At 68.7% G+C, this 25,161-nt stretch carries 22 protein-coding genes; 3 read left to right on the top strand and 19 right to left on the bottom strand.

Annotated features, from left to right (window positions below):
- Positions 1 to 3: 3 nt before the first annotated feature.
- Together AC1DSC_RS03655 and AC1DSC_RS03650 are read right to left on the bottom strand one after the other, a co-directional pair.
- The gene (locus AC1DSC_RS03655) at positions 4 to 1,290 is read right to left on the bottom strand and encodes a solute carrier family 23 protein (protein WP_012745233.1); all 1,287 of its coding nucleotides are present in this window, start codon (positions 1,288 to 1,290) and stop codon (positions 4 to 6) included.
- 95 nt (positions 1,291 to 1,385) lie between these two features.
- Entirely contained in the window at positions 1,386 to 1,808 is a 423-nt protein-coding gene (locus AC1DSC_RS03650) for a hotdog fold thioesterase (RefSeq protein WP_012745234.1), read from the bottom strand.
- An 83-nt stretch (positions 1,809 to 1,891) separates the two neighbouring features.
- Between AC1DSC_RS03650 and AC1DSC_RS03645 the strand changes: the two genes are divergently transcribed.
- Positions 1,892 to 3,232 (top strand): AsmA family protein, encoded by a 1,341-nt coding sequence (locus AC1DSC_RS03645; RefSeq protein WP_012745235.1) that lies wholly within the window; start codon positions 1,892 to 1,894, stop codon positions 3,230 to 3,232.
- A gap of 14 nt (positions 3,233 to 3,246) precedes the next feature.
- On the opposite strand, the gene AC1DSC_RS03640 is transcribed toward AC1DSC_RS03645, so the two are convergent.
- Genes AC1DSC_RS03640 through AC1DSC_RS03625 form a run of 4 tightly spaced genes read right to left on the bottom strand, consistent with a single transcriptional unit; the run spans position 3,247 to position 7,960 of the window.
- Positions 3,247 to 5,064 carry a feruloyl-CoA synthase gene (locus AC1DSC_RS03640; protein ID WP_012745236.1) on the bottom strand — a complete coding sequence of 606 codons (1,818 nt, stop codon included), beginning with the start codon at positions 5,062 to 5,064 and terminating at the stop codon, positions 3,247 to 3,249.
- 1 nt (position 5,065) lies between these two features.
- Positions 5,066 to 6,007 (bottom strand): 3-hydroxyacyl-CoA dehydrogenase NAD-binding domain-containing protein, encoded by a 942-nt coding sequence (locus AC1DSC_RS03635; protein WP_012745237.1) that lies wholly within the window; start codon positions 6,005 to 6,007, stop codon positions 5,066 to 5,068.
- Between the two features lie 10 nt (positions 6,008 to 6,017).
- Complete coding sequence (locus AC1DSC_RS03630) at positions 6,018 to 7,010, bottom strand: Bug family tripartite tricarboxylate transporter substrate binding protein (RefSeq protein ID WP_012745238.1); 993 nt, start codon at positions 7,008 to 7,010, stop codon at positions 6,018 to 6,020.
- Between the two features lie 23 nt (positions 7,011 to 7,033).
- Entirely contained in the window at positions 7,034 to 7,960 is a 927-nt protein-coding gene (locus AC1DSC_RS03625; protein WP_012745239.1) for a beta-keto acid cleavage family enzyme, read from the bottom strand.
- Between the two features lie 131 nt (positions 7,961 to 8,091).
- Between AC1DSC_RS03625 and AC1DSC_RS03620 the strand changes: the two genes are divergently transcribed.
- A complete protein-coding gene (locus AC1DSC_RS03620) occupies positions 8,092 to 8,802 on the top strand; it encodes a Crp/Fnr family transcriptional regulator (protein ID WP_012745240.1) in 711 nt (236 codons plus the stop codon).
- Between the two features lie 43 nt (positions 8,803 to 8,845).
- Here AC1DSC_RS03620 and AC1DSC_RS03615 read toward each other — a convergent pair whose 3' ends face one another.
- The 4 genes from AC1DSC_RS03615 to AC1DSC_RS03600 form a co-directional block, all read right to left on the bottom strand.
- Complete coding sequence (locus AC1DSC_RS03615) at positions 8,846 to 10,648, bottom strand: NAD(P)/FAD-dependent oxidoreductase (RefSeq protein ID WP_012745241.1); 1,803 nt, start codon at positions 10,646 to 10,648, stop codon at positions 8,846 to 8,848.
- A gap of 203 nt (positions 10,649 to 10,851) precedes the next feature.
- Positions 10,852 to 12,798 carry a sigma-54-dependent Fis family transcriptional regulator gene (locus AC1DSC_RS03610; RefSeq protein ID WP_012745242.1) on the bottom strand — a complete coding sequence of 649 codons (1,947 nt, stop codon included), beginning with the start codon at positions 12,796 to 12,798 and terminating at the stop codon, positions 10,852 to 10,854.
- Between the two features lie 144 nt (positions 12,799 to 12,942).
- Positions 12,943 to 13,164, bottom strand: a complete 222-nt coding sequence (locus AC1DSC_RS03605; protein WP_012745243.1) for a tautomerase family protein — start codon at positions 13,162 to 13,164, stop codon at positions 12,943 to 12,945.
- A gap of 10 nt (positions 13,165 to 13,174) precedes the next feature.
- Positions 13,175 to 13,915, bottom strand: a complete 741-nt coding sequence (locus tag AC1DSC_RS03600) for an SDR family NAD(P)-dependent oxidoreductase (RefSeq protein ID WP_012745244.1) — start codon at positions 13,913 to 13,915, stop codon at positions 13,175 to 13,177.
- A gap of 111 nt (positions 13,916 to 14,026) precedes the next feature.
- Between AC1DSC_RS03600 and AC1DSC_RS03595 the strand changes: the two genes are divergently transcribed.
- Complete coding sequence (locus AC1DSC_RS03595) at positions 14,027 to 14,938, top strand: LysR family transcriptional regulator (RefSeq protein WP_012745245.1); 912 nt, start codon at positions 14,027 to 14,029, stop codon at positions 14,936 to 14,938.
- 12 nt (positions 14,939 to 14,950) lie between these two features.
- Here the strand turns inward: AC1DSC_RS03595 and AC1DSC_RS03590 are convergent, their stop codons facing one another.
- The 9 genes from AC1DSC_RS03590 to AC1DSC_RS03550 form a co-directional block, all read right to left on the bottom strand.
- Entirely contained in the window at positions 14,951 to 16,861 is a 1,911-nt protein-coding gene (locus AC1DSC_RS03590) for a tannase/feruloyl esterase family alpha/beta hydrolase (RefSeq protein WP_012745246.1), read from the bottom strand.
- Between the two features lie 108 nt (positions 16,862 to 16,969).
- Positions 16,970 to 17,848 (bottom strand): helix-turn-helix domain-containing protein, encoded by an 879-nt coding sequence (locus tag AC1DSC_RS03585; RefSeq protein WP_012745247.1) that lies wholly within the window; start codon positions 17,846 to 17,848, stop codon positions 16,970 to 16,972.
- A 27-nt stretch (positions 17,849 to 17,875) separates the two neighbouring features.
- On the bottom strand, positions 17,876 to 18,577 hold the full coding sequence (locus AC1DSC_RS03580) for an ABC transporter ATP-binding protein (RefSeq protein WP_478131774.1): 702 nt from the start codon (positions 18,575 to 18,577) through the stop codon (positions 17,876 to 17,878).
- A gap of 1 nt (position 18,578) precedes the next feature.
- Positions 18,579 to 19,325: an ABC transporter ATP-binding protein gene (locus AC1DSC_RS03575; RefSeq protein ID WP_012745249.1), complete on the bottom strand. Its 747-nt coding sequence runs from the start codon at positions 19,323 to 19,325 to the stop codon at positions 18,579 to 18,581.
- Positions 19,326 to 19,464: 139 nt separating this feature from the next.
- Positions 19,465 to 20,439, bottom strand: coding sequence for a branched-chain amino acid ABC transporter permease (locus tag AC1DSC_RS03570; RefSeq protein ID WP_012745250.1), 975 nt, complete (start codon positions 20,437 to 20,439; stop codon positions 19,465 to 19,467).
- On the bottom strand, positions 20,436 to 21,308 hold the full coding sequence (locus AC1DSC_RS03565) for a branched-chain amino acid ABC transporter permease (protein WP_012745251.1): 873 nt from the start codon (positions 21,306 to 21,308) through the stop codon (positions 20,436 to 20,438). Before AC1DSC_RS03565 ends, AC1DSC_RS03570 begins: the two co-directional genes overlap by 4 nt.
- A 155-nt stretch (positions 21,309 to 21,463) precedes the next feature.
- Complete coding sequence (locus AC1DSC_RS03560) at positions 21,464 to 22,648, bottom strand: ABC transporter substrate-binding protein (RefSeq protein ID WP_012745252.1); 1,185 nt, start codon at positions 22,646 to 22,648, stop codon at positions 21,464 to 21,466.
- Entirely contained in the window at positions 22,645 to 23,448 is an 804-nt protein-coding gene (locus AC1DSC_RS03555; protein WP_012745253.1) for an alpha/beta fold hydrolase, read from the bottom strand. Before AC1DSC_RS03555 ends, AC1DSC_RS03560 begins: the two co-directional genes overlap by 4 nt.
- A gap of 139 nt (positions 23,449 to 23,587) precedes the next feature.
- Positions 23,588 to 25,135: a benzoate-CoA ligase family protein gene (locus AC1DSC_RS03550; protein ID WP_436287053.1), complete on the bottom strand. Its 1,548-nt coding sequence runs from the start codon at positions 25,133 to 25,135 to the stop codon at positions 23,588 to 23,590.
- Between the last annotated feature and the right edge of the window lie 26 nt (positions 25,136 to 25,161).

The following is a 25,161-nucleotide window of genomic DNA, read 5'->3' as shown; positions in this document are numbered from 1 at the left end:
GGCTCAGGCGTTGCGCGATCTGCCGAGCAGTGCGTAAAGAATGATCGCGCCGAAAGTCGCGGTGCCGATGCCGCCCAATGCGAAATCGCCGAACTTCAGCGTGAAGTCGCCGGTGCCGATGATCAGCGTGATGGCGGCCACGATCAGGTTCTTGTTCTGCGAGAAGTCGACCTTGTTGTCGACCCAGATCTTGGCGCCCGCAATGGCGATCAAGCCGAACACCACGATGCTCACGCCGCCCATCACCGGCAGCGGAATCGCCTGGATCAGCGCGCCGAACTTGGGGCTGAAGCCCAGCACCAGCGCAATGAGCGCGGCCACCACGAACACCGCCGTCGAGTAGATGCGCGTGGCCGCCATCACGCCGATGTTCTCGGCATAGGTGGTCACGCCGGTGCCGCCCGAGGCGCCGCTCACCACCGTGGCAATGCCGTCGCCGATGAAGGCGCGGCCGATGTAGGGGTCGAGGTTGCGCCCCGTCATGGCCGTGACCGCCTTCAGGTGGCCGAGGTTCTCGGCCACCAGGATGATGGCCACGGGGGCGATCAGCAGCATGGCGTTGGTGGTGAACACCGGCGCGGTGAAGGTGGGCATGCCGAACCAGGCCGCATTGGCAATGCCGGACAGGTCGACCGGCTTGCCCATGCCCAAGAGGTTGGTCAGCAGCGCATAGACCGCAGTAGCCAGGATGAGCCCGACCAGGATCAGCAGGCGCTGCAGCATGCCGCGCGTGAACACCGCCACCAGCCCCACGCAGAGAAAGGTGACGGCCTGCATCCACGAGTCGAAATTGCTGGCCGCCATGTTCTTGATCGGCACGCCCGCCAGGTTGAGCCCGATCACCGCCACCACGGCGCCCGTGACCACCGGCGGCATGAAGCGCTCGATCCAGCCGGTGCCGATCGCCTGCACGAGGGCGCCGATCAGGATGTAGACCACCCCGCAGGCCACGATGCCGCCCAGCGCCACCGCGATGTTGGCGTTGGGCCCCTTGCCCGCGTAGCCGCTGGCCGCGATCACCACGCCGATGAACGCGAAGCTCGAGCCCAGGTAGCTGGGCACCTTGCCGCCCGTCACCAGGAAGAAGATCAGCGTGCCGATGCCGCTCATCAGGATGGCGATGTTGGGATTGAAGCCCATGAGGATGGGCGCCAGCACCGTGGCGCCGAACATCGCGATCACGTGCTGCACGCCCATCGCGCCGGTCTGCAGCCAGGGCAGGCGTTCGTCGGGCGCGACCACGCGGCCCTCGGTGGCGGCGACTTCGCGCCAGCTGAACAGGTTGCTCATGAGTGGTTATCTCCTCGGTAGTTATTGATGTTCCTGGGGCTTCTCTCGGCCCGCTGCCGCCCGCGTGCCGGGCGGATTTTCTTCTCTTCTCCTGGCTAGCGCGGCGGCAGCACCGCCATTGTGATGCGCGAGACGCAGGTCAATTCGCCCGCGTCGTTCGTCATGTCGATCTGCCACACCTGCGTGGTGCGCCCGCGGTGCACCGGCCGCGCGGTGCCCGTGACCCAGCCGCTCGTGGCGGAGCGGATGTGGTTGGCGTTGATGTCCAGCCCCACGGCCCGGTCGCCCTCGGGGGCCGAGTAGTGCGCGCCGCAGGAGCCCAGTGTCTCGGCCAGCACCACCGAGACGCCGCCATGCAGGATGCCGTAGGGCTGGCGGGTGCGTTCGTCCACCGGCACGCGGGCGCGGATGAAGTCGTCGCCCACCTCCAGGAACTCCATGCCCAGCGTGGACACGGCGGTGCCGATGTGGTTGCGGGTCAGTTCCTCGACAGAGATGTCTTTTTTCCAGATACGCATTCGGTTTCTCCAGTGCAGGGTTTGGGAAACTATAGCGACGGGGGCTGACAACGGCAGTCGCCTTTGCGTGCTAAGTTGGCGCGATGAAACGCCCCCTTCGCCGTTGGCTCATCGGCATTGCCGCGGTCCTGCTGCTGGGCACCGGCGCGCTGCTGTGGGTGGCGAGCACCCACCTGCCCAGCGACGAGGAAGTGGCCGCGCGCATCGCCGAGGGTTTCGAGAAGCGCTTCGGCGTCGGCCTGAAGATCGGCGGCGCGCACTGGGCGCTGTGGCCCAGCCCCGTGCTGGTGCTGTCCGACCTGGCCACCGAGCAGCCGCGCCCTGTCACGCTGCGCCGCATCACGGTCCAGCTCAAGCTCAGGGAGCTGCTGCGGCGGGTCGTCGCCATCGACGAGGTCGAGATCGAGAGCCTGGTGCTGCCGCGCGAGTCGGTGCGCGCAATCCGCGGCGGCAGCCCCAAGCCGAAGGAGGATGGGCGCATCGTCGCGCTGCCCGCGCCCTGGACGCTGGCGCCGGTTCCGCTCGAAAAGCTGCGCTGGCGCGACCTGGTCTGGATCGACCGGCGCAACATGGCGCTGGCCTACGACGGCGAAATCACTTTCGACGCCGGCTGGCGCCCGCGCCAGGCGCGCATCGAGCGCGCCGGCGCCTCGCCGCCCGCCCGGCTGCGCCTGGACCGCGCCGCCGGCCAGGACCGGTGGCGCACCCGCATCGACATTGGCGGCGGCACGGCGAACGGCGTGGCCTGGTTCGAGACCCTGCCGCCGAACGACCTGCTGCGCGTGTCGGCCGAACTCGAGCCGCGGCAGGTGGACATCGAGGGCATGCTGCAGGCCTTCGGCCGGCGCAGCGCCGTGGCCGGCAAGGCCTCGGGCCAATCGATGCTGGTGGCCGAGGCCGAAGAGGTAGGTGCGCTCTTGCGCAGCCTGCGCACCCGCACCACCTTCTCGGTCCAGCCCGCCACGCTCACGCGGCTGGACCTGGCCAAGGCCGTGACCACCGCCGGCATCAGCCGCGGCGGCACCACGCCGCTGGACGAGCTCACCGGCGTGCTCGACACGCAGGGCACCGATGACGGGGTCGTGATGCGCTACACCGGGCTCAAGGCGCGCTCGGGCGTGCTCACCGCGAGCGGCCGCCTGCGGCTCTTCAACCGCAAGCTGGACGGCGAGATCGCGGTCGACCTCATCGACGGCGTGGTGGGCATGCCGCTCAAGATCGGCGGGACCATGAGCGAGCCGGAGGTCTCGCTGACTGGCGGCGCGCTGGCCGGCGCGGCGGTCGGCACCGCGGTGCTGCCGGGCGTGGGCACGGCCCTCGGCGCGCGCGCGGGGCAGCAGTTGGAAAAGCTCTTCGGCGCGGAAGAGCCGGTGAAGAAGAAGCCGGCGCCGGCAGCTCGCAAGGGGGCGCGGGCTTCGCCTTGAGGCGACTGGCTCGCTCAGTCGCGCAGCCGGATGACCTGCAGGTCGTGATGCGCGCCGGCATGCAGCCGCGCCACCTCGGCCGCGCGCCGCGTGAGCACCGCGCGCTGGTTGATGTAGCCCTTGTCGGTGATCTCGCCCGCGTCCAGGCTCGGCGGCTCGGCGAGCACCAACGCGCGCGTGGGGCACTTCGAGGAACCCGCGCCTTCGCTGCGCAGCGTGCGCAGCACTTCGGCGATGCGTGCTTGCAGCGCCTGCGGCGCGAGCGAGGCGGCCTGCGGGCTCGCGAACACCAGCATGCCGATCTCGTCGCGGTCATGGCCGGTGAGCACCACGTCCTGCACATGCGGCGCCAGCATCGAGACCAGCTTCACGCGCAGCGTGCCCACCGAGACCCAGGTGCCGCTCGAGAGCTTGAAGTCCTCGGCCACGCGGCCATTGAAGATCACGCCCTGCGAGGGCTCGGCGGGGTTGGCGAGAAAGCCGGCATCGCCGATGCGGTAGTAGCCCTCATCGTCGAAGGCTTCGGCCGTTTCGCGCGGTGCGTGGCGGTAGCCCGGGAACACAGAGACGCCCTTGACGCGCATCTCGAGCTTCTGGCCGTTGGGCACGAACTTGAGTTCGAGCCCCGGCAGCGGCGCGCCGATGCAGCCCGCGCCATCGAGCTTCCAGTGCGCCGAGGTGATGGCCGGCGAGGTCTCCGTGGCGCCCCAGGAGGTGGTGAGCCACAGCGGCCGCTCGGGCCGCACGCGCTGGGCCACGGCTTCGAGCCGCTGCCAGCTCGAGGGCGCGAGCGCCGCGGCCGCATAGAAGGCCAGCCGCAGCCGCGAGAGCACTTCGCGCGCGAGCGCATCGTCGGCTTCGAGAAAAGGCAGCAGCATGTCGAAGCCGCGCGGCACGTTGAACAGCAGCGTGGGCTTCACCTCGCGCAGGTTGCGCACGGTCTTCTCGATCAGGCCCGGCGCGGGCCGGCCCTCGTCGATGTAGAGCGCGCCGCCATGGGCGAGCACCATGTGCAGGTTGTGGTTGCCGCCGAAGGTGTGACTCCAGGGCAGCCAGTCGACCAGCACCGGCTTCTCGTATTCGAGGAAGCGCCAAGTCTGCGCCATCATCTGCTGGTTGGCGCAGAGCATGCGGTGCGTGTTGATCACCACCTTGGGCTTGCCGGTGGAGCCCGAGGTCAGCAGGTACTTGGCGTGGGTGTCGGGCAGGATGGCTTCGTAGGCCTGCATCACGGCCGGCGTCTCGCTCGCCTGCAGCAGTTGCGCAAAGGGCAGGGCGCCCGCATGCGCATCGGCGTTGCGGCTGAACACCGCGGGCGCCTCGACGCCGCAGCCCGCGAGCGCGCCGCCGTAGACCTTGGCATCCGAGGCGTAGATCAGCGCCGGCTGCAGCGCCTGCAGCATGCCGTGCAGCCGCGACGGATCCTTGGCCATGCGCGAATACGCGCTCGACAGCGAGCAGGCGGTGCGGCCGATATGCATGGCCGCGAGCATCAGCACCGCGTGGTCGATCGCGTTGTCCGAGAGGATCACGATGGGCTTGTCGGCCGGCAGCTTCAGGTCGAGCAGCGCCTGCGCGACGGCACCCACGGCTTGGCGCAGCGCGCGGTAGTCGAGCTTGCGCCAGCCTTCGCCGCTGTCGTCGCGTTCCGCGAAGGCCAGCGCCTCGGGCGTCTCGCGCGCCCAGCGCTCCAGCCATTCGCCGATGCAGCGCGCATAGGGCTTGAGCGCCATCGGCGAACGCAGCGCGAAGGAGCCGTCGTCGAAGTCGATGCGCACGGTGCGCGGCGGGGCGATCTGGCTGGGGTCCAAAAGGAAGTGGTCGTCGTTCATTTCAATCGAGTCTGCCGGTGTCGGCCTTGGCGCGAATCAGGTCTAACAGCAGCATGTCGCGCGCAACCTCGAGCTCGGCCACGCGCCGGGCGCCCAGTTCTGCGGCCACGCCCTCGGCTACCTTCTGCTTGAGTTCTTCCGTCATCGACGGCGCGCCCAGGTCCTTCCACCAGTCCTCGATCGGTCCGCCCAGGTGCGCGAGCACATGTTCGATGCCGCCCGCGCCGCCCGAAAGATGCAGGTTCATGAACGGCCCCATCACCGCCCAGCGCAGGCCGGGGCCGTGCGCAATGGCGGTGTCGATGTCGGCCACGCTCGCCACGCCCTCGTCGACCAGGTGGAAGGCCTCGCGCCAGAGCGCGGCCTGCAGCCGGTTCGCGATGTGGCCCTTGACCTCGCGCTTCACATGGATCGGCCGCTTGCCGATGGCGGCGTAGAAGGCCATCGCGCGTTCGATGGCCTGAGCCGAGGTGCGCTCGCCGCCGACCACCTCCACCAGCGGGATCAGGTGCGGCGGGTTGAAGGGATGGCCCAGCACCACGCGTTCCGGATGCTTGCATTCGGCCTGCACCGCGCTGATCGCGAGCCCCGAGGAGCTCGACGCCAGGATCGCGTGGGCCGGCGCGGCCTCGTCCATGCGCCGGAACAGGCCGGTCTTGAAATCCAGCCGCTCGGGGCCGCTTTCCTGGACGAAGTCGGCCTGCGCCACCGCGTCTTCGAGCCGCGCATGAAAGCGCAGCCGCCCGGGCGAGGCGCTGGTCGCCAGGCCGAAGCGCTCCAGCGTGGGCCAGTGCGCGGCCACGGCCGCGTGCAGCCGCGCCTCGGCATCGAGCGAGGGGTCGGTGGCCTCCACGTCGAGGCCGCGCGCGAGGAAGTAGGCGGCCCAGCTGGCGCCGATGACGCCGGTGGCAACCACCGCGACGCGTTGAGGAGTCGGTTCCATCTGCATCCCCTCAGGAGTCGGCCGTGAAGCCGATCTTCCTGACCAGCGGGCCCCAGCGCTCGGCCTCGGCGCGCTGCGAGCGCGCCATCTCCTCGGCGGTGGAGCCCTGGGCGATCAGGCCGACCACGGCCAGGCTGTCGGTCACCACCTTTTCCTTGATGGCCGCGTTGATCGCCGCATTGGCCGTTGCCACCACGCTGGCCGGCGTCCGGGCCGGCGCGTAGAAGCCGAACCATTCCTCGGTGGTCAGCTCGGCGAAGCCCTGCTCGGCAAAGGTCGGCACCTCGGGCGAGAAGGGCGAGCGGGCCTTGCCCGAGGTGGCGAGCAGCCGCAGCTTGCCGGCCTTGTGGTTGGGAATGAAGTCGCCGCTGGGCGTGACCATGGCGGCGATCTGTCCGCCCACCACGTCGGTCACGCCCGGAATGGAGCCGCGGTAGGGCACGTGCTTGAGATCGACCCCGTGGTTGAGGCCGAGCAGCGCGCCGATGAAGTGCGGCGTCGAGCCGGCCGCCGGCGAGCCGTAGCTGGCCTGGTTCGGGTTGGCCTTGGCCCAGGCGAGGAAGTCCTTCACCGTGCGCACCTCGGGCGGCACCAGCGGGCCGACCGCGAGGCCGTGGTGCATGACGGCGGCGATCGACACCGGCGCGAAATCCTTGGCCGGGTCGTAGCTGAGCTTGCTGTAGATGTGCGGATAGATCGAGGTGCACGAGAAGGGCGACAGCGCCAGCACGCTGCCGTCGGCCGACGCGCTCCTGAGGGTTTCCAGCGCGATGCGCCCGCCGGCGCCCGGCTTGTTCTCGACCACGGCCGCGTTGCGGCAGTAGGCCGAGCCCGCGAGCTTTTCGCCCACGCGGCGCGCCACGCTGTCGCCGGCACTGCCGGCCGGGAAGCCGTAGTAGATCTTGACCTGCTCGAGCGCCTGGGCCAGCGCGGCCAGCGGCGAGAGGGCGCCCAGCGCAGTGGCTGCGCCGAGCGTGTGGAGGAAGTGGCGGCGGGTGTCCATGCGATGTCTCCTTGGGTTGTTCTTCAGCGCGGCGCGAACTCGGGGCGCGGGCCGCCTCTGCGCGGCAGGCCCATCATCTGCCTGGCTTCGGCCGGCGTGGCCACGTCCATGTCGAGTTCATGGATGACGCGCACGATACGTTCGGTGAGCTGCACGTTGGTGGCCAGCTCGCCATGGCGGAAGTAGAGGTTGTCTTCCAGCCCCACGCGCGCATGGCCGCCCAGCAGCAGCGCCGCCACATTGGCTTCCAGCTGCGAGGGGCCGATGCCGCTCACGCCGAAGATGCTGCCGCGCGGCAGGGTGTCGACCATCATCTGCAGGAAGCGCGGCGAATACGGCATCGCGTTCTGGAAGTTGCGGTGCACGTTCATCACCAGGTTGATGAAGTAGGGCTCGTCGTCATGGCCTTCCTCGATCAGCGTGGTGGTGTCCTGCAGGATGTGCGTGGGGCTGAACACCTCCCACTCGGGCTTGATGCCGCGCGCCTTCATGCCGGCGGCGAGCTCGCGGCCGCGGGTGATGGGCGTGTCCATCAGGATCTGCCTGCCCTCGAAGCTCAGGTTGAGCGTGGTGGCGTCGAGCGTGCACATCTCGGCGCCCGCGTCCATGCCCTTGATGCGCTCTTTCCAGGCGATCTCCCAGCGGTCGCCGGCCAGCGGCTTCACCATGTCGCCATGCACGCCGCCGCCGGTGGAGTTGTTGATGACGATGTCGCAGCCGGCGTTGCGGATGCGGCTGTTGATGTCGCGGTACACGTCGGCGCTGCAGGTGGCGCCGTCGTCGGGGCGGCGCGCATGGATGGCGGCCACGCTCGCGCCGGCGTTCCAGCAGCGCAGCACGTCGGCCGCGATCTCGTCGGGCTGGGTGGGAAGGTGGGGGTTCTGCGACTTGTGCGCCATGCCGCCGGTGGGGGCGATGGTCACGATCACTTTGCGCTTGGACGACGACATGCTCCGGGTCTCCTGGGTGTCTTCTTGCATGAGGGGCGCGCTATTATTTTTGGCGGCGCAGGCACACTCAGTCATTGCGACGACATTTGGGCTCAGGGTTTACGCACCCGGGCCTCAGGAGCTTTCATTTCATGGCCACGACGAAGCCGGCCTTCAAGGCGGCATCGCTGACGATTCCCCAGTTGCTGCAGCGCTCGGCCTGGTATCCGCTGCTCGACGAAGCGGCGCGCGAGCGCGTGCTCGACGAGATCCGCGAGGTCGACGTGGCGGCCGGCGCCGCGCTGTGCCGGCGCGGCGACACGCCGCTGCACTGGTACGGCACGCTCGAAGGCTTGCTCAAGTGGTCGATCACCTCGAGCGACGGCCGCTCGGTGACCTTCGGCGGGCTGTCGGTCGGCAGCTGGTTCGGCGAAGGCACGCTGCTGCGCGGCGCTCCGCGCTCGGCCGACGTCATTGCGCTGCGGTCCAGCCGCGTGGCCCAGTTGCCGCTGGAGACTTTCGAGTGGCTGCACCGCACGCAGCGCGGCTTCGATCATTTCCTGCTGCAGCAGCTCAACGAGCGGCTGCACTGGTTCATGGGCAACTACGCGGCGCACCGGCTGCTCGACGCCGACGGCCAGGTGGCCCGTGCGCTGGCGGGGCTGTTCCATCCGTGGCTGTATCCGGGCAGCGAGCTGCACCTGCAGACCTCGCAGGAGGAGATCGCCAATCTTTCGGGCGTGTCGCGGCAGCGGTGCAATGCGGCGCTGAACCGGCTGAAGGAAGCGGGCTTTCTTCGCATCGAATACGGCGGCATCACCGTGATCGATCTCGAAGGGTTGCGGCGCTTCATCAGCGAATGAATGACTCGCTCCCTCTCCCCGTGGGGAGAGGGGACAACACGGGTCAGCGCGTGTGATACGACGGCGCGCGCTCGTACACCGGCGTGTCGATGCCTTCCATGCGCGCCTTCAGCTGCAGCGCCAGGAACTGCGAGTAGTGGCGCGACTGGTGCAGGTTGCCGCCGTGGAACCAGAGGTGCTCGACCTGCGTGGGCTTCCACATGTTGCGCAGCTCGCCCTCCCACGGGCCCGGGTCCTTCGGCGTGCCGGAGCCCAGGCCCCAGCACTTGCCGACCTTGTCGGCGATCTCGGGCGAGATCAGGTCGGCCAGCCAGCCGTTCATGGAGCCGTAGCCGGTGGCGTACACCAGCAGGTCAGCCGGCAGCTCGGTGCCGTCGGTCAGCGTGACCGAGCGCTCGTTCACCCGCTCGATGTTCACGCCGCTTTTCAGGTGGATGCTGCCGTTGGCCACCAGCTCGGAGGCGCCCACGTCGATGTAGTAGCCCGAGCCGCGCCGCAGGTACTTCATGAAGAGTCCCGAGCCGTCGACACCGAAGTCCAGCAGGAAGCCCGCCTTCTCGAGCCGCGCGTACAGGTCGGCATCGCGCTTCTTCATCTCCTCGTACACCGGGATGTGGAAGGTGTGCATGATCCTGTAGGGCACCGAGGCGAAGATCAGGTCGCCCTTGTGGTGGTCGATGCCGTTCTTCACGGCCTGCTCGGAGTAGAGCCCGCCCAGTGCCAGCTCCATCAGCGACTGCGACGGCGCGATGTGCGTGGACGAGCGCTGGACCATCGTCACGTCGGCGCCGTGCTCCCACAGCGCCGCGCAGATGTCGTGCGCCGAGTTGTTCGAGCCCAGCACCACGCACTTCTTGCCGGCATAGGCCTCGGGCCCGGGGTGCTGGCTCGAATGGTGCTGGTCGCCCTTGAAGTTCTCTGCGCCCGCGATCTTCGGCACGTTCGGGTAGCCCGAGACGCCGAGCGCGAACACAAGCTGCCTCGGCCGCAGCACCACCGGCTTGCCTTCGCGCTCGACCGTCACTTCCCAGCGCTGCGCGGCCTCGTCGAAGCGGGCCTTCCTCGCGTGGGTGGAGCTCCAGTAGTTGAGCTCCATGATCTTGGTGTACATCTCGAGCCAATCGCCGATCTTGTCCTTGGGCGCGAACACCGGCCAGTCGTCGGGAAAGGGCATGTAGGGCAGGTGGTCGTACCAGACCGGGTCGTGCAGGCACAGCGACTTGTAGCGCTTGCGCCAGGAGTCGCCGGCCTTCGCGTTGCGCTCCACGATGATGGTCGGCACGCCCAGCCGGCGCAGCCGCGCGCCCAGCGCGATGCCGCCCTGGCCGCCGCCGATGATCACTACCTCGGGCTGCTCGGTGTAGCCGAGCGCGGCCTCTTCGTCGCGGCGCTTCTCGAGCCAGTTCTTGCGGCCCTTGTGCACGCCGTGCTCCGCGCCCTTGATGCGGTTCTCGCCCGTCTTTTCCTCGAAGCCCTTGAGCTCGGTCATGGTGGTGAGCAGCGTCCAGGCCTTGCCGCCACGCAGCCGAAGGTGGCCGCGGCCGCGCGCCACGCGCGTCTCGAAAGTGAACCAGGCATCGACCACGCCGTCGGCCTCGGTCGCCTCGCCCTCCAGCGCAAAGGCCGCGGGCTGCGTGTCGGCCAGCCGCGCCTGCAGCATCGCGCGGATGGCATCGGCGCCTTCCTGCGTGCGGATGTTCCAGGTGAAGGCGACGAGGTCGCGCCAGTAGCTGTCGGCCTCGAACAGCGAGACGGCCGCATCGGCGTCGCCGCGCGCGAGGGCGGCGGCAAAGTCGGCGAGCCAGGTGGCGGCGGCCCGGTTGGGACCGGTGGTCGGGTCTGTCATTGCATGTCTCCGTGTGTCGTTGAACGAATCGAATCGAATCGCGGCGCGGCAAGGCGCACGCAGGATTCATGGCGCAGCTTTCGTGCCGCGTGGCACGGGACGAAGAATCAACGGCTTGGCCGCGGTTTTGTCGCACACCCGCGCCCGTCGCATGTCGCATGCGACGGCATTGCGACAGTTGTCGCACCTCTGGCCTGGCGGCCTTACATCCGCTGCGGCGGCGCGATGCCGTGCCGCTTCATGTGCCGGTACACGGTGGCGCGGCACACGCCGAGCTCGGCGGCCGCGCGCGCCACGTGCCAGCGATGGCGCTGGAGCAGGGCGCGCAGCTCGTCCGCGCCCTCGAGGCCGCCGTCGCCAGCACCGGCTTCGGCGCTCGCGGGAGCTGAAGGCACGGCGGCCGCCGCGGCAGAATCGGAAGGCGCGGGCAGCTGGAGGTCCTGCGCGCCCACTGTGCCATCCGCACACAGCGCAAGCGCCAGCCGCAGCACGTTGCGCAGCTCGCGCAGGTTGCCGGGCCACGCATGGGCCAGCAGCCGCTGCAATGCCGCGTCGGACAGCCGCGCACCAGGGCGCATCGCCGCCGCCTCTTCATTGAACATCGCCTCGATCAGGTAGCGCCGGTCACCCCGCGCGCGCAGCGGCGGCAGCTTGAGCACCGCGCCGCACAGGCGGTAGTACAGGTCTTCGCGGAAGCGCCCGGCCGCGACCAGCGCCGACAGGTTGCGGTGCGTGGCCGCCACCACGGCAAGGTCCACGCGCTGCGGCGACTCCGCCCCCAGCGGCAGCACCTCGCCTTCGGACAGCACGCGCAAGAGCCGCGTCTGCAGCGCCATCGGCATGTCGCCGATCTCGTCGAGGAACAGCGTGCCGCGGTCGGCCTGCGCGATCAGCCCCTTCATGCCCTTGGCACGGCCGCCGGTGAAGCTGCCGGGCGTGTAGCCGAAGAGCTCGCTCTCGATCAGCGAATCGGGAATGGCCGCGCAGTTCACCGCCACGAAGGGCATGGCCGCGCGGCGGCTCGCGCCGTGCATGGCGCGCGCCAGCACTTCCTTGCCGCTGCCGGTCTCGCCTTCGACCAGCACATGGATGCCGCGGTCCACCAGACGCTGCGCCTGCGCGAGAAGCTGCTGCATGGCCGGATCGTCGCCGGCGATGCGCGCGAGCGGCGGCAGGCGGTCGGAGGGACGGGCAATGTCCGGCGCGGGCGCCGCCGCCCGCCGCACGCGCGGCGCCAGCAGCGAGGCGTGGTATTCGCCGCCGCCCGGCAGCAGCACCGTGTGCGCGAAAGGCATGGCCGATGCGCCGCCGTTGCCCAGGCGCCAGATCGCATCCATCGGTATGTGCAGCAGCTGCGACACCTCGCGGCCCAGCGGGTTTTCGGCCAGGGCCTGCCGCGCGCCGCTGTTGGCGCCGACCACCGTGCCGCCCTCGTCGAAGGCCAGCATCAGCTCGCCGGCCACGTCGACCAGCCCGTAGGCCGTGCCCAGCCGCAGGATCCAGTGGCCGCGGAAGCTGCGCAGGAAATCGGCGTCCTCGATCATCCGCGCGTAGATCGACACCAGGTGCCGCACCAGGTGCTGGCTCTCCCGGGCCTCGGGCGAGCGCAGCGCCGAGACGTCGAGGATGGCCGTGAGCCTGCCGCTGTGGTCGAACAGCGGCGCCGTCGTGCAGGTCAGCGCGATGTGCGTGGCATCGAAGTGCTCGGTCTGGTGGCAGGTCATCGGCTGGCGCTCGATCAGGCAGGTGCCCACGCCGCAGGTGCCCGCATGGGCTTCGTTCCAGTCGGCGCCCAGGTAGAGGCCGGCGCGGCGCAGCTGGTCGTCCCAGGCCGGGTTGCCGATGTAGTCGACCGTGATGCCTTCGGCGTCGGTCAGCAGCACCATGTAGCCGAGGTCCGCCACGCGGCGGTAGATGTCTTCCATGCCGGCGCGCGCCGCGCGCAAAAAATGCTCCAGCTGCTGCTGGTGCGCGCGCACCTCCTGCGCCGGCAGGATGCGCGCGGGGCTCGGCTTCGTCGGATCGAGCCCATGCTCGCGCACGCAGCGCGCCCACGACTTGTGGACCAGGCTCGCCGCCGGATCGGCCAGCGCCGTGCCGGTGGCGATGGAGTAGACGTTGTCGATGTGACGCGATTGCAGGGAAGTCATGCTCAACCTTGCGGTGCGCACGGCCCCCGCGGGGATCCATGGGGCGTGCAGCCGCACATCATTCGGCGGCCGCATGGCCCGGGGTGAGAGGTGAAACCCGGTGGAACGGAGGTTTTACGCTCCCTCACACCGTGGGCATGCCGCTCACGCCGGTTTCGCACGGTCGGCCAGCCGCTTGCGGTATTCGGTGGTGGTCAGGCCCGCGAAGCCCCAGTCGTCGGTGTCGATCTCCTCGATCACGATGTGCGTCCATTCCGGCGGCTTCTTCAGCACCCGTTCGAGCGTTTCCGTGAACTCGGCGATGACCTGGGTTTTCTGTTCGCGCGTGACACCGTCGCGCGTGATCTTCAGATTGACGAAAGGCATGGCGTGCTCCTTACCACTTGCCGGAGCTCATGCCGCCGTCCACGGGCAGCACCACGCCGGTCGTGAAATCCGCGCTCGTGAGGTAGAGCACCGCATCAGCGATCTCGCGCACGGTCGCGATGCGGCCGGCGGGCGCCAGGCCGTTGAGGAAGCCGTGCTGCTCGGGCGTGTACAGCGGCGTGTCCACGATGCCGGGTGCCACCGCATTCACCTTGACGTTGTGCGGTGCGAGTTCGAGCGCCAGCGCGCGCGTCGCGGCATTGATGCCGCCCTTGATCAGCACCGGCAACGCAGCCGGCACCTGCTGGTTCGGCTGCAGCGCGATGCTGGCGGTGATGTTCACGATGTGGCCCTGCCGGCGCGCCACCATGTGCTTCGCTGCGGCCTGCGAGGCATAGACGAAGCCCTTGAGGTTCGTGGCCACCATTTGCTCGAGGTCGTCTTCGGTGTATTCGACGAAGGGCTTCGCGTTGAAGATGCCCGCGTTGTTGATGAGCACGTCGACCTGGCCGAAGCGTTCCACGGCGCGCTCGACCAGTTGCTGCGCAGTGTCGCGGCGGCCGATGTCGCCCGCGACGCCGAGAAGGCGCGCCGGGTTGCCGAGCTGCTTCGCGGCGGCTGCGAGCCGCTCTTCGGTGCGGGCATTCGCGACCACGTTGAAGCCGCGCTCGAGGTACGCCTGCGCAAGGCCCAGGCCGATGCCGCTCGAGGCACCGGTGATGACCACGGTGGGGGATGTGTTGTCCTGCATGTCGGTTCTCCAAGGAAGTTGATGAGGTGGGGAGAACTGTATTGATGACGTGGCAATAGATAAATCACTAGACTCGCACTTCACTTGATACGCGAGGTAATCAATCAATCCATGCAGCGGCAATTCGGCGACATCCTCCTGGGCAGCATCGAGTTGTTCTGCCTTGCTGCGGAGACCGGCGGCTTCACCTCGGCCGCACTTGCTGCCGGTGTGACGCCGGCGGCCGTGAGCCGCTCGATCTCTCGGCTCGAGAAGCGGCTGGGTTTGCGGCTTTTCGTGCGCACCACGCGCAGCGTGCGGCTCACCGACGCGGGCCGCTCCTACTTTGCGCAGTGCCGCCAGGCGCTGGCGCAGCTTGCCGAGGCCGAGCGCGAGGTGATGGGCCAGCAGGCGCTGCCTTCGGGCATGCTGCGCATCAGCGTGCCGACCACCTACGGCCACCACCGCATCCTGCCCTTGCTGCCGGCGTTTCGCGAACGCTTTCCCGACATCCGGCTGCACGTGCACCTGAGCAACCGCAACATCGATTTCGTGGAAGAGGGCTACGACATGGCCGTGCGCGTGCGGGCCCAGCCCGATTCCACGCTGATCGCGCGGCACCTCGAGGATGCGGATCTTGTCGTGGTCGCCACGCGCAAATACCTGAGGAGGGCCGGCACGCCGCGCACGCTGGACGATCTTGCGGCGCACGAGTGCATCCAGTTCGAGCTGCCCAGCAGCGGCCGCCGCATTTCGTGGCTCTTCAAGGAGAACGGCAAGGACCGCGAAGTCTTCGCAGACGGCGCCTACAGCTGCTCCGACGACGTCCTTGGCGGCGTCACGCTCGCGAAAAGCAGCGCCGGGTTGTTCCAGACCTACCGCTTCGTCGTGGAGAAGGAACTGGCCGACGGCTCGCTCGTCGAGGTGCTCAAACCCTTCGCGGGCTGTTCGCGGCCCTACACGCTGCTGTACCCAGACGGACGCCACGTGCCGCTGCGCATGCGGGTGTTCATCGACTTCCTGATGGCGCAGCGCGGCGCGTGACGCCCGCCGGCGTCAGCGGCAGGCGAAGCTCGCCGCCGCCTTCACATCGCCGCCCGTGTAGGCGACCTTTTTCGGATAGGTGCAAAGCGGCCGCGCAAGCGACTTGTCGGCGTTCTGCAGCACCAGGTTGTCGGGTGCAATGCCTTTCTCGACCCAGTCCGTGAGGGCCGAGAACAGCTGGTCGGGCGCCGGCAGCGGCGGGTTGGCCGCGGGGCTCACGCCGGCGAGCCCGTTGACCGAGCCGACGCCTACGCAGTGGCCCATCGCCGGGATTTCGAGATAGCGGTAGAACTTCTGCGTGGCCTCGATGCCGCCCATCGTCTTGGCCACGCGCTCGTAGTAGTTCGCCGTGCCGGAGCTGGCGATCAGCTGGTCGGCCAGGCCGTGATAGGTCAGCAGCTTGGCGCCGCGGTCGCGGAACCTGGCGAGGTCGGGGTTGTCGGCGTTGATGCCCGCGAACGCGGATTGCAGCGCCTTGCCGCGATCGCTGGCATTGGCCAGTTGGGCGTACGACAGGCCCTTCCAGTTGTTCGCGCCGTTGCCGGTTGCGTTCACGAAGTCGGGCGTTGCGATCGTCGGGTCCTGCAGGTTCAGGGCCACCTGGTGCGCCGCGATCGGAAACGGATGGGGCGTGCCCGCCGTGGAGTCCGCCAGCGAGAATCCCGGCGCGCCGGGGCTGTTGAGCGAGGTGCCGCGCGTGAGGCCGTACCAGAGCTGGCCCGGCGCCAGCGTGGCGCCGTAGCCGATGTCGCTCGCGGGAGCGGGCGCGCTGCCGTCGCGCGTCTGGCCGTACCAGATCTTGTTGACGGCCTGTGCCTGCACGGTGCTCAGGCAGGCCGCGGTGGCGTTGGTGCCGCCGCTGCCGATGCACAGCACCGCCTTGTCCTGCACGGGGTCGTACTTGCAGGCGGCCGGGTCGCTGATGAAGCCTTCGTGCTGGCCGGTGAGCGTACTGTCGCAAGCGCTCACCGCGGCGGACGACACCAGCGCGAGCTGCTCGGCCGCGAGCGGCGTGCCGCCCAGGTCGCGCTGCATCACGATCTGCGGATAGAGCTCGGAGGTGATGAAGGTGGTCCAGTTGATGGCGCTGTTGCCCGCCAGGATGCCGTCGAAGTCGCCGGGGTTCACCTGCGCCTGCATGTGGCCCTGGCGGCCGCCGGTGGAGCAGCCGTCCCAATAGGCGTACTGCGCGTCGCGCTGGTAGAAGCCGGATGCGAGCGCCTTGGCCTTCACGGCCATCTCGTGGATGCCGCGGCTCGCGAAGTCGGTCCAGAGCGTGGTGTTGACGGTGCCGTCGGGGTTCATGGCGAACGAGCCGTCCACCGCGGGCACGGGCAATTTCGATGCATGCCCCGCATCGGTCACTGCACTCACCGATCCTTGGCCCGCCGCAATGGCCGCCGCACCGGCACCGCCGATCTGCGTCCTGGAGCTGATGCCCGCATCGCCCACAAAGCCGCCGCCGCCCAGCACGCGCAGGCGGTTGTTCCATTTGGCTGCCGCCGGCAGCCATACCTCGATGCCGATGCCGGGCGAGGTGGACGGCGCATCGGCCGGTCCCGCATGGCCCGGCCCCACGTTGAGCTTGACCATGCACACGTCGCTGGCCGCCACGGTGCCCGATGCCTTGCCGTCGAGGTTCAGGTCATCGCCCTGCTTGAACTGCTTCACCACCGTGACGGTGGTGTTTGCGTCGGGCTTGAAGGCGGTCTTCAGGCTTTCGTCGCATGCGAGCGCGCTCGATGTGCCGGGCGTGGAGGGCGGCGGCACCACGGGAAGGAAAGGCAGCGAAGCGCCCGAAGAGCCGCTGCCGCCGCAGGCCGCGAGCGTTGCAAGAGTGCCGATGCCCAGGCAGGCGGCGGCCAGCCGCGCGGCGATGGCGGTGCGCGATGCGGTGCGCGTGCGGCGTTGAGGACGAGGCATGGCGGGATCTCCGGTTGTTGTATGGAGATCGAATTTGCCCTTCGCCTGCGTTCCGGTCTATCGACAAGCGATCATCGCTTGCGGGATCCATTCACCTCGCACCGGGACTTACCCGAGCCGTGCGCGCGCGGGCGTGGTGCCCACCAGTTGCTTGAACACCTGCGTGAAGTGCGCCTGGCTCGAAAAGCCGACCGTGTGCGCGATCTCGGCCAGCGACAACCGGCCCTCCAGCAGCGTGAGCGCGTGGCGCACGCGCTGCTCCATCACATAGCGGTATGGCGTTGAGCCGGTGCTGGCCCTGAAGAGGCGCGTGAAGTGCACCGCGCTCATGTTCAGCTCGGCCGCGAGTTCGTCGATGCCGAAGTCTTCGCCCAGGTGCTGCATCACCCAGTCGTACACCCTGCGCAGGTCCGCCTGCGAGAGCCGCCCCGGCGCGCGCTTCGCGTTGCGCGCGCCGCCGTAGCGGCTTTGCAGATAGCTCACCAATGCCATGGACAGGCCCTGCGCATGCATGCGGCCCGACGTGCAGCCGCGCTCGACCTCGTCGCGCATGGCAATGGCGAGCGAGGTCAGCGTGGCGTCGGTGGTCGAGAGATGCGTCTGCAGGTGCAGCTCGCCATCGCTCTCGGGCATCAGGCTGCGCAGGGTTTCGGGGCGGATCTCCAGTGCAATCACTTCGTCGCACTGGCCGGACCACGTCACGCGGTCGACCTCGTAGCCCTGGTCGAAGATACACACGCTGCCGGGCCGGCTCTCGACGTGGCTGGTGCGGCGCCCCGTGGTCATTGCGGACTTCACATGGCCGCGCATGCAAAAGGCGAGCAGCGGATGGGGGTTGTAGCAGGCCGGGTTTTCGCCGTCGCCGTGCATCGCGCGCACTTCCAGCGCAAAGCCCTGCCATGGCGTGGCGGCCGCGTTCATTAGCATCCTGCCGTCGAACCGCACGGGCTTGCCCGAAAGATCGAGGAGGCTGATCTCGCGTGCCATCGCCATGCGCTCCTTCTACATCCCGCTCTACACGCCCAGCAAGTCTTCGAGCGCCTTCGGCTCGGACAGCAGGTCGGCCGACGCGCCATGCCGCACGATCTGGCCCTTTTCCATCACCACCGCCAGATCGGTGTGCGCAAGCACCTTGCGGTAGTCGCGGTCCACGATCAGCGTGGCGATGCCGGTCGCGCGGATCTCGCTGATCACGCGCCAGATCTCGGCCACGATCAGCGGCGCGAGGCCCTCGGTGGCCTCGTCGAGGATCAGCAGGCGCGGGTTGGTCATGAGCGCGCGGCCGATCGAGAGCATCTGCTGCTCGCCGCCCGAGAGCTGCTGGCCGCCGTGCGAGAGCCGCTCGGCCAGCCGCGGAAAGGTGGCCATCACGCGGTCGAAGGTCCAGGCGCGCCGGCCGTCGATGCCCGCGCGCTCGCTCATCGCGAGGTTCTCGCGCACCGAGAGATTCGGAAAGATGCCGCGGCCTTCGGGCACGTAGCCGATGCCCAGGCGCGCCATCTTCTCGGGCGGCCAGCCGGTGACGGTGCGGCCATCGACCTGCACCTCGCCCGAAGCGGGTCGCACATAGCCCATGACCGTGCGGATCAGCGTGGTCTTGCCCATGCCGTTGCGCCCGAGCAGGCCGACCGAGGTGGCGGCCGGAATGCCGGCATGCACGCCGCGCAGGATGTGGCTGTTGCCGTAGTAGGTGTTGAGATCGCGGACGACGAGCATGTCAGTGGTCTTCTCCGAGGTAGGCGGTACGCACTTCGGGGTTCTCTCGGATCGACCGAGGGTCGCCGGTCGCGATGACCGTGCCGTTCACCATCACCGTGATGCGGTCGGCAATGCGGAACACCGCATCCATGTCGTGCTCCACCAGCAGGATCGCGTGCGTGGCCTTCAGCCGCGCGAGCAGCGTGAGCATGCGGTCGGTTTCCTCGGCGCCCATGCCCGCGAGCGGCTCGTCGAGCAGCAGCACGCGGGGCCTGGTGGCAAGGCACATCGCCACTTCGAGCTGGCGCTGCGCGCCGTGGCTCAGCGTGCCGGCGATGCGCAGCGCTTCGTTCGACAGGCCCGCGGCCTCGAGCGCCGCGTCGGCCGCCGCATTGCTGGCCGCGCAGCGCCCGGACGACTGCCACACCGTCCAGGGCCGCGCCGTGGCGGCCTGCGCCGCGAGGCGGCAGTTCTCGTGCACGCTGAACTCCGGGAAGATGGTGGTGCGCTGGTAGCTGCGGCCCACGCCCGCGCGCGCGCGGCGCCACTGCGCGCGCCGCGTGATGTCGACGCCGTCGAGCGCGATGCGGCCTTCGGAGGCTTCGATCTCGCCCGAGAGCATGTTGATGAGCGTCGACTTGCCCGCGCCGTTGGTGCCGATCACCGCATGGACTTCGCCGACGTGCAGGTCGAGCGTGATGGCATTGACGGCTGTGAGGCCGCCGAAGCGGCGGGTGAGGCCTTCGACGGAAAGCAGTGCGGTCATGGTGTTGCTCCTTCCCCTTCCGGGGGAAGGTGGGGATGGGGGCTCGCGGCCTTCGAGGCTGCGCGGCGTTGGAGGCCGCGTGCCCCCACCCCGGCCCTCCCCCGGGAGGGGAGGGAGAAAGAGGGAATGCAGGGGCCGGTCATGCAGCCCCCTTCGGCGACAGCCGCTTCGCCAGGCCGATCAGCCCCTTGGGCAGCCACGCCACGAACACGATGATCGCGATGCCCAGCGTCAGCTGCCAGTGGTCCGCGAGCGGCCCCATCACGGCGTGCGTCGAGAAGATTTCCTTCAGCAGCGTGAACGCGATGGCGCCGATGACAGCGCCGCGCAGATGGCCGAGGCCGCCGAGGATCACCATCAGCAGCACCTCGCCCGAGTTGTGCCAGGCCATCAGCTCGGGGTTGACCACGCCGTCGCGCGAGGCCAGCAGAAAGCCCGCGAGCCCGGCCAGCGCGCCCGCCAGCACGAAGGCCGCGAGCTTGTAGCCGTACACCGGAAAGCCCGCCGCGCGCATGCGCTGCTCGTTCACGCGGATGCCCGCGAGCGCCGCGCCGAAGCGCGAGCGCCGCACCAGCGCCAAAAGGCCGTAGGTGAACACCAGCGATGCGAGCACGATGTAGAACAGCACCATGCGGTTCTCCATGTCGAGCTTGCCGATGGCCGGCCGCACGTACATGTAGATGCCGTCGCTGCCGCCGCCCACCTTGGTGTCGTGGAACACGAAAAAAGCCATCTGCGCGAAGGCCAGCGTCACCATGATGAAGTACACGCCGCGCGTGCGCAGGCTCAGCGCGCCCACGAACAATGCGTAGAGCGCCGCCGCGCCCATGGCCAGCGGCAGCAGCAGCGCGAGGTTGCCGCCCTCGCTGCCCGAGGCCAGCACCGTGACGTAGGCGCCGATGCCGTAGAACGCCGCGTGGCCCAGGCTCACGAGCCCCGTCATGCCGACCAGCAGTTCGAGGCTCAGCGCGAAGATCGACAGGATCATCACCTTGACGACGAAGTCCGAGACGTAGTTGCCCATGAGCGGGCCGAGCACGCCGATGGCAATGGCGCAGGCCACCGGCACGAGGAACGCGCCGCGCCGCATGGAAGAAGTGTGGACCTGCATCATGGCCGCCTCCCCATCAGCCCTTCGGGCCTCCAGATCAGCACGATGGCCATCAGGAGGTAGATGCCGATGCCGCTCAGGTCCGCGAAGAACACCTTGCCGAAGGTGTCGACGAAGCCCACCAGCAGCGAGGCCACGAGCGCGCCCGTGATCGAGCCGATGCCGCCGATCACCACCAGCACGAAGCAGATGATGAGCACGCTCGCACCCATGTTGGGATAGACCGAGGACATCGGCGCCGCGATCATCCCGGCCAGCGCCGCGAGCGCCACGCCGGCCGCGAACACGATGCGGTAGAGCCTCTTCACGTCGATGCCCAGGCCCCGCACCATGTCGCGGTTGCTCGCGCCGGCGCGGATCATCATGCCCAGCCGCGTGCGGTTGACCACCCAGTACAGCGCCACCGCCAGCACGATGCAGGCGGCCGAAGCGAAGAGCCGGTACCACGGATAGCTCATGACGTTGCCGAGCGCGAAGCTGCCGTCGAGCCAGGCCGGCACCTTCACGCCGTGCACGTCGTTGCCCACGAGAATCGAGCGCAGCTCCTCGAACACCAGGATGAGCCCGTAGGTCATCAGCACCTGCTGCAGGTGGTCGCGCTGGTAGAGGTAGCTGAAGAAGGCCCATTCGAGCAGGTAGCCGAAGATCGCCGCCAGCACCACGCCGGCCACCAGCATCAGCAAGAACTGGTCGCCGAACAGCGGCGAGAGCGCGAACGCCATGTACGCGCCGATCATGTAGAAGCTGCCGTGCGCAAGGTTGATCACGCCCATGATCCCGAAGATCAGCGTGAGCCCCGAGGCCACCAGGAACAGAAGAAGTCCGTACTGAACCGAGTTCAGGCACTGGACAAGGAAGGTGCCGAAATCCACGTTAGGTCATCCCGGTAGCGGCTTGAAGAAAGAGCGTGGCGCGCAGCGCCCGCGATGTTCGTGAGACACCGCGGATCCGGCTTTGCCGGTCCGCCGGTGTCGCCCCCTCGAGGGGGGAGTCGAGCTACACGAAGTGAGCGAGGGACGGGGGTGGGTCACATCCTGCAGCCGCGGGCCGGGTCCGTGAGGCCCTTGATCGCGATGCTCACCAGCTTGTTCTCCTTGCCTTCCACCTTGCGCAGGTAGATGTCCTGCACCGGGTTGTGCGACTTGCTCATGGTGAACGTGCCGCGCGGGCTGTCGATCTTCGCCTTCTCGATGGCGGCCGTGAATTCGGCCTTCTTGCCGATGTCGCCCTTGGTGGCGGCCAGGCCCACGCCCAGCATCTGCGCCGCGTCGTAGCCCTGCACGGCATACACGTCGGGCTGCAGCTTGAAGGCCTTGGCGTAGCCGACCCGGAAGGCGTTGTCGCGCGCCGTGTTGAGGCCGTCGGCATAGTGCAGCGTGGTCAGCATGCCTTGCGCGGCCTCGCCCTGCGCATCCAAGGTGCCGTCGGTCAGGAAGCCCGGGCCGTAGAGCGGAATGGTCTTGTTCAGGCCCGCGGCCTGGTAGTCCTTGACGAACTTCACCGCGCCGCCACCTGCGAAGAAGGCATACACCGCATCGGGCTTGGCCGCCGCGATCTCGGTCAGGAGCGCCTGGAACTCGACGTTGGGAAACGGCAGCGTGAGCTGCTTGTCGACCTTGCCGCCGTTCTTCTCGAAGCCTTCCTTGAAGCCGTTGACCGACTCGTCGCCCGCCGCGTACTTCCAGGTGATGGTCATCGCCTTCTTCTTGCCCTGCTGCTTGGCCGCCACTTCGCCCATCGCGAAGGCCGGCTGCCAGTTGCTGAACGAACTGCGGAAGATGTTGGGTGCGCACATCGGGCCTGTGACCGCGTCGGCGCCCGCGTTCGGCACGATCAGCACGGTGCCGCTTTCCTTGGCGGCCTTGGCCATGGCCATGGCCACGCCCGAGTGCACGGTGCCGACGATCACGTCGACGTTGTCGCGCTTGATGAGCTTGTTGACGTTGTCGGTGGCCTTGGCCGGGTCGGACTCGTCGTCGACCTTGAAGTATTCGATCTCGCGGCCCGCGAGCTTGCCGCCGTGCTCGTCGACATAGAGCTTGAAGCCGTTCTCGATGGCCACGCCCAGCGCGGTGTAGGTGCCGCTGTAGGGCAGCATCAGGCCGACCTTGAGCTTGGCCGAACCCTGCGCGCCGGCGGCGCTGGCCAGGGCGGCGAAGGCGATGGCTGTGAGGGCCAGGCGGGCAGTGCGAACCGGGGTGAATGGGGTCATGGTGTTTGTCTCCTGTTTTTGGTAATGAAAGAAGTGGCCGCGACGATGACACGATCCGGCTGATCGCGATGCGGGGAATGCCCGCATTCCGGGATTTCGAGCAGCTCGCATCCCCCGACGCGCGCCGCGATGCCGTGGATCTGCGCGAGCGTGCCGTACTCGTCGCCCGTGCCCTGGATGGCGAGGACGGGGCAGCGGATGGTGTCGAGTTCGGCCTCGATGTTCCATTCGCGGAAGGGCGGGTGCAGCCAGATGCGGTTCCAGCCCCAGAAGGCCGAGTCGGCGCTGTCGTGGTAGCGGCCGAGCTTTGCCGGCAGGTCGGTCGAGAGGTACGCGGTGCGGGCCTGTTCGATGTTCGCGACGGTCACGTCTTCCACGAAGATGTGCGGCGCGAGCACGATCAGGCCGCTGACGCGGTCCGCAAAGCGCGAGGCATACAGCAGCGAGATCGAGCCGCCGTCGCTGTGGCCGAAGAGCCAGGGCTTTTCATCGTCGAGCTTCAGTGCGGTGAAGAGGGCGGGCAGCACCTCGTGTGCCTGGCGGTGCATGAAGTCGACGTCCCAGATCTCGTCGTCGGCGCGCGGCGTCGAGCGGCCGTAGCCGGGGCGCGAGAACACGAGGCCGCGGGCGTTGGCGGCGTTGCAGACTTGCGCGGGGAAGTCCTTCCACATCGCGATGGAGCCGAGGCCTTCGTGCAGGAAGACGATGAGCGGGGCATCGGTGCGCTCGGGGGCGATCCATTGGCATTCGATGTGCACGGGGCGGCCGCGCCAGTTGATGGTGGCGAAGTCGGGAGTCATGGCTGTTGCTCCCTCTCCCTCTGGGAGAGGGCGGGGGTGAGGGCCAGCGGCGCTGGCGAAGGCGGTGCTTTTGCGAAGGCCGAAGCCCTCACCCTAGCCCTCTCCCGGAGGGAGAGGGAACAACGCGGGAACCTCATGCTCATGCCTGCCTCTCCCGCTCCCGCAGCCTGAACCGCTGGATCTTCCCCGTCGCCGTCTTCGGCAGCTCCTGCACGAACTCCAGGAAGCGCGGGTACTTGTACGGCGCGAGCCTTTCCTTCACGAAGGCCTTCAGCTCCTCGTCGCTGACCGACTGGCCGTCCTTCAGCACGACAAAGGCCTTGGTCTTGGTCAGCCCGTCCGCGTCTTCCTTGCCGATCACCGCGGCCTCGAGCACCGCGGGGTGCTGCATCAGCGTGGCTTCCACCTCGAAGGGCGACACATAGATGCCGCTGACCTTGAGCATGTCGTTGCTGCGCCCGGCATAGGTGTAGTAGCCGTCGGCGTCGCGCGTGTACTTGTCGCCGCTCTTGGTCCAGCCGCCCTGGAAGGTCTCGCGCGACTTCTCGCGGTTGCACCAGTACATGAGCGCCGCGCTCGGGCCGCGGATGTAGAGGTCGCCCACTTCGCCATCGGGCACCGGGCGGCCGTCCTCGCCGCGCAGCTCGACCTCGTAGCCTTCCACCGGCCGGCCCGTGGTGCCGTAGCGCACGTCGCCGGGGCGGTTGGAGATGAAGATGTGCAGCATCTCGGTGGAGCCGATGCCGTCGATGATCTCGCAGCCGAAGTGCGCCTTGAAGCGCTGCGCGATCTCGCCGGGCAATGCCTCGCCGGCGGAAGAACACATGCGCAGGGCCACGGCTTCGCGCGCCGGCAGCTTCGGCGAGGCGAGCATGCCCGCGAAGCCGGTGGGCGCGCCGAAGAAGACCGTGGGTTTGTGCTCCACCCAGCGGCGGAAGGTGGCGTCGGGCGTGGGGCGCTCGGCCATCAGCACCACCGTGGCCCCGACCGACAGCGGAAAGGTCAGCGCATTGCCCAGCCCGTACGCGAAGTACATCTTGGCGGCCGAGAAGCACACGTCGTTCTCGGTCAGCCCGAGTATCGGCTTGCCGTAGAGCTCGGCCGTCCACCACAGGTTGGCGTGCGTGTGGACCGTGCCCTTGGGCTTGCCGGTGGAGCCGGAGGAATACAGCCAGAAGCCGGGATCGTCGGAGGCCGTGGGCGCGGGCGCCGCCATCGGCGCGGCGGCGGCCAGCGCGGCTTCGAATTCCTGCGCGCCTTCGGGCAGCGCGCCCGTGGGCTGCGAGACGATCAGCGTGTGCACTTCGTGCGGGCCGAGCGCCATCGCCTCCTGCAGCGTGGGCAGCAGCGCGCCCGACACCAGCGCGGCCTGTGCGCGGCTGTGGTCGAGCATGTAGGCGTAGTCCGCGGGCGTGAGCAGCGTGTTGACGGCGACGGGGACCACGCCGGCATAGAGGCAGCCGAGAAAGCTCACGGGCCAGTCGCTGCTGTCGAGCATCAGCAGCAGCACGCGCTCTTCGCGCCGCACCCCGGCGGCCTTGAGCGCGGCGGCCAAGCGGCGCGCGCGGTCCTCGAGCTGGCCGTAGGCGAGCGTGCCGCGGTCGTCGATGTAGGCGGTGCGCTCGGCGCGGCCGCGGTTCAGCGCGAACAGGTGCTCGGCAAAATTGAATCGTTGGGGCAGGGTCATGGTTGTCTCCTTCGGCCGGGTTCTTT

Source organism: Variovorax sp. 01N425, assembly GCF_056399465.1.
Note: the sequence above shows the minus strand (reverse complement) of the source record. Positions and strands in the feature narration are given on the sequence as shown.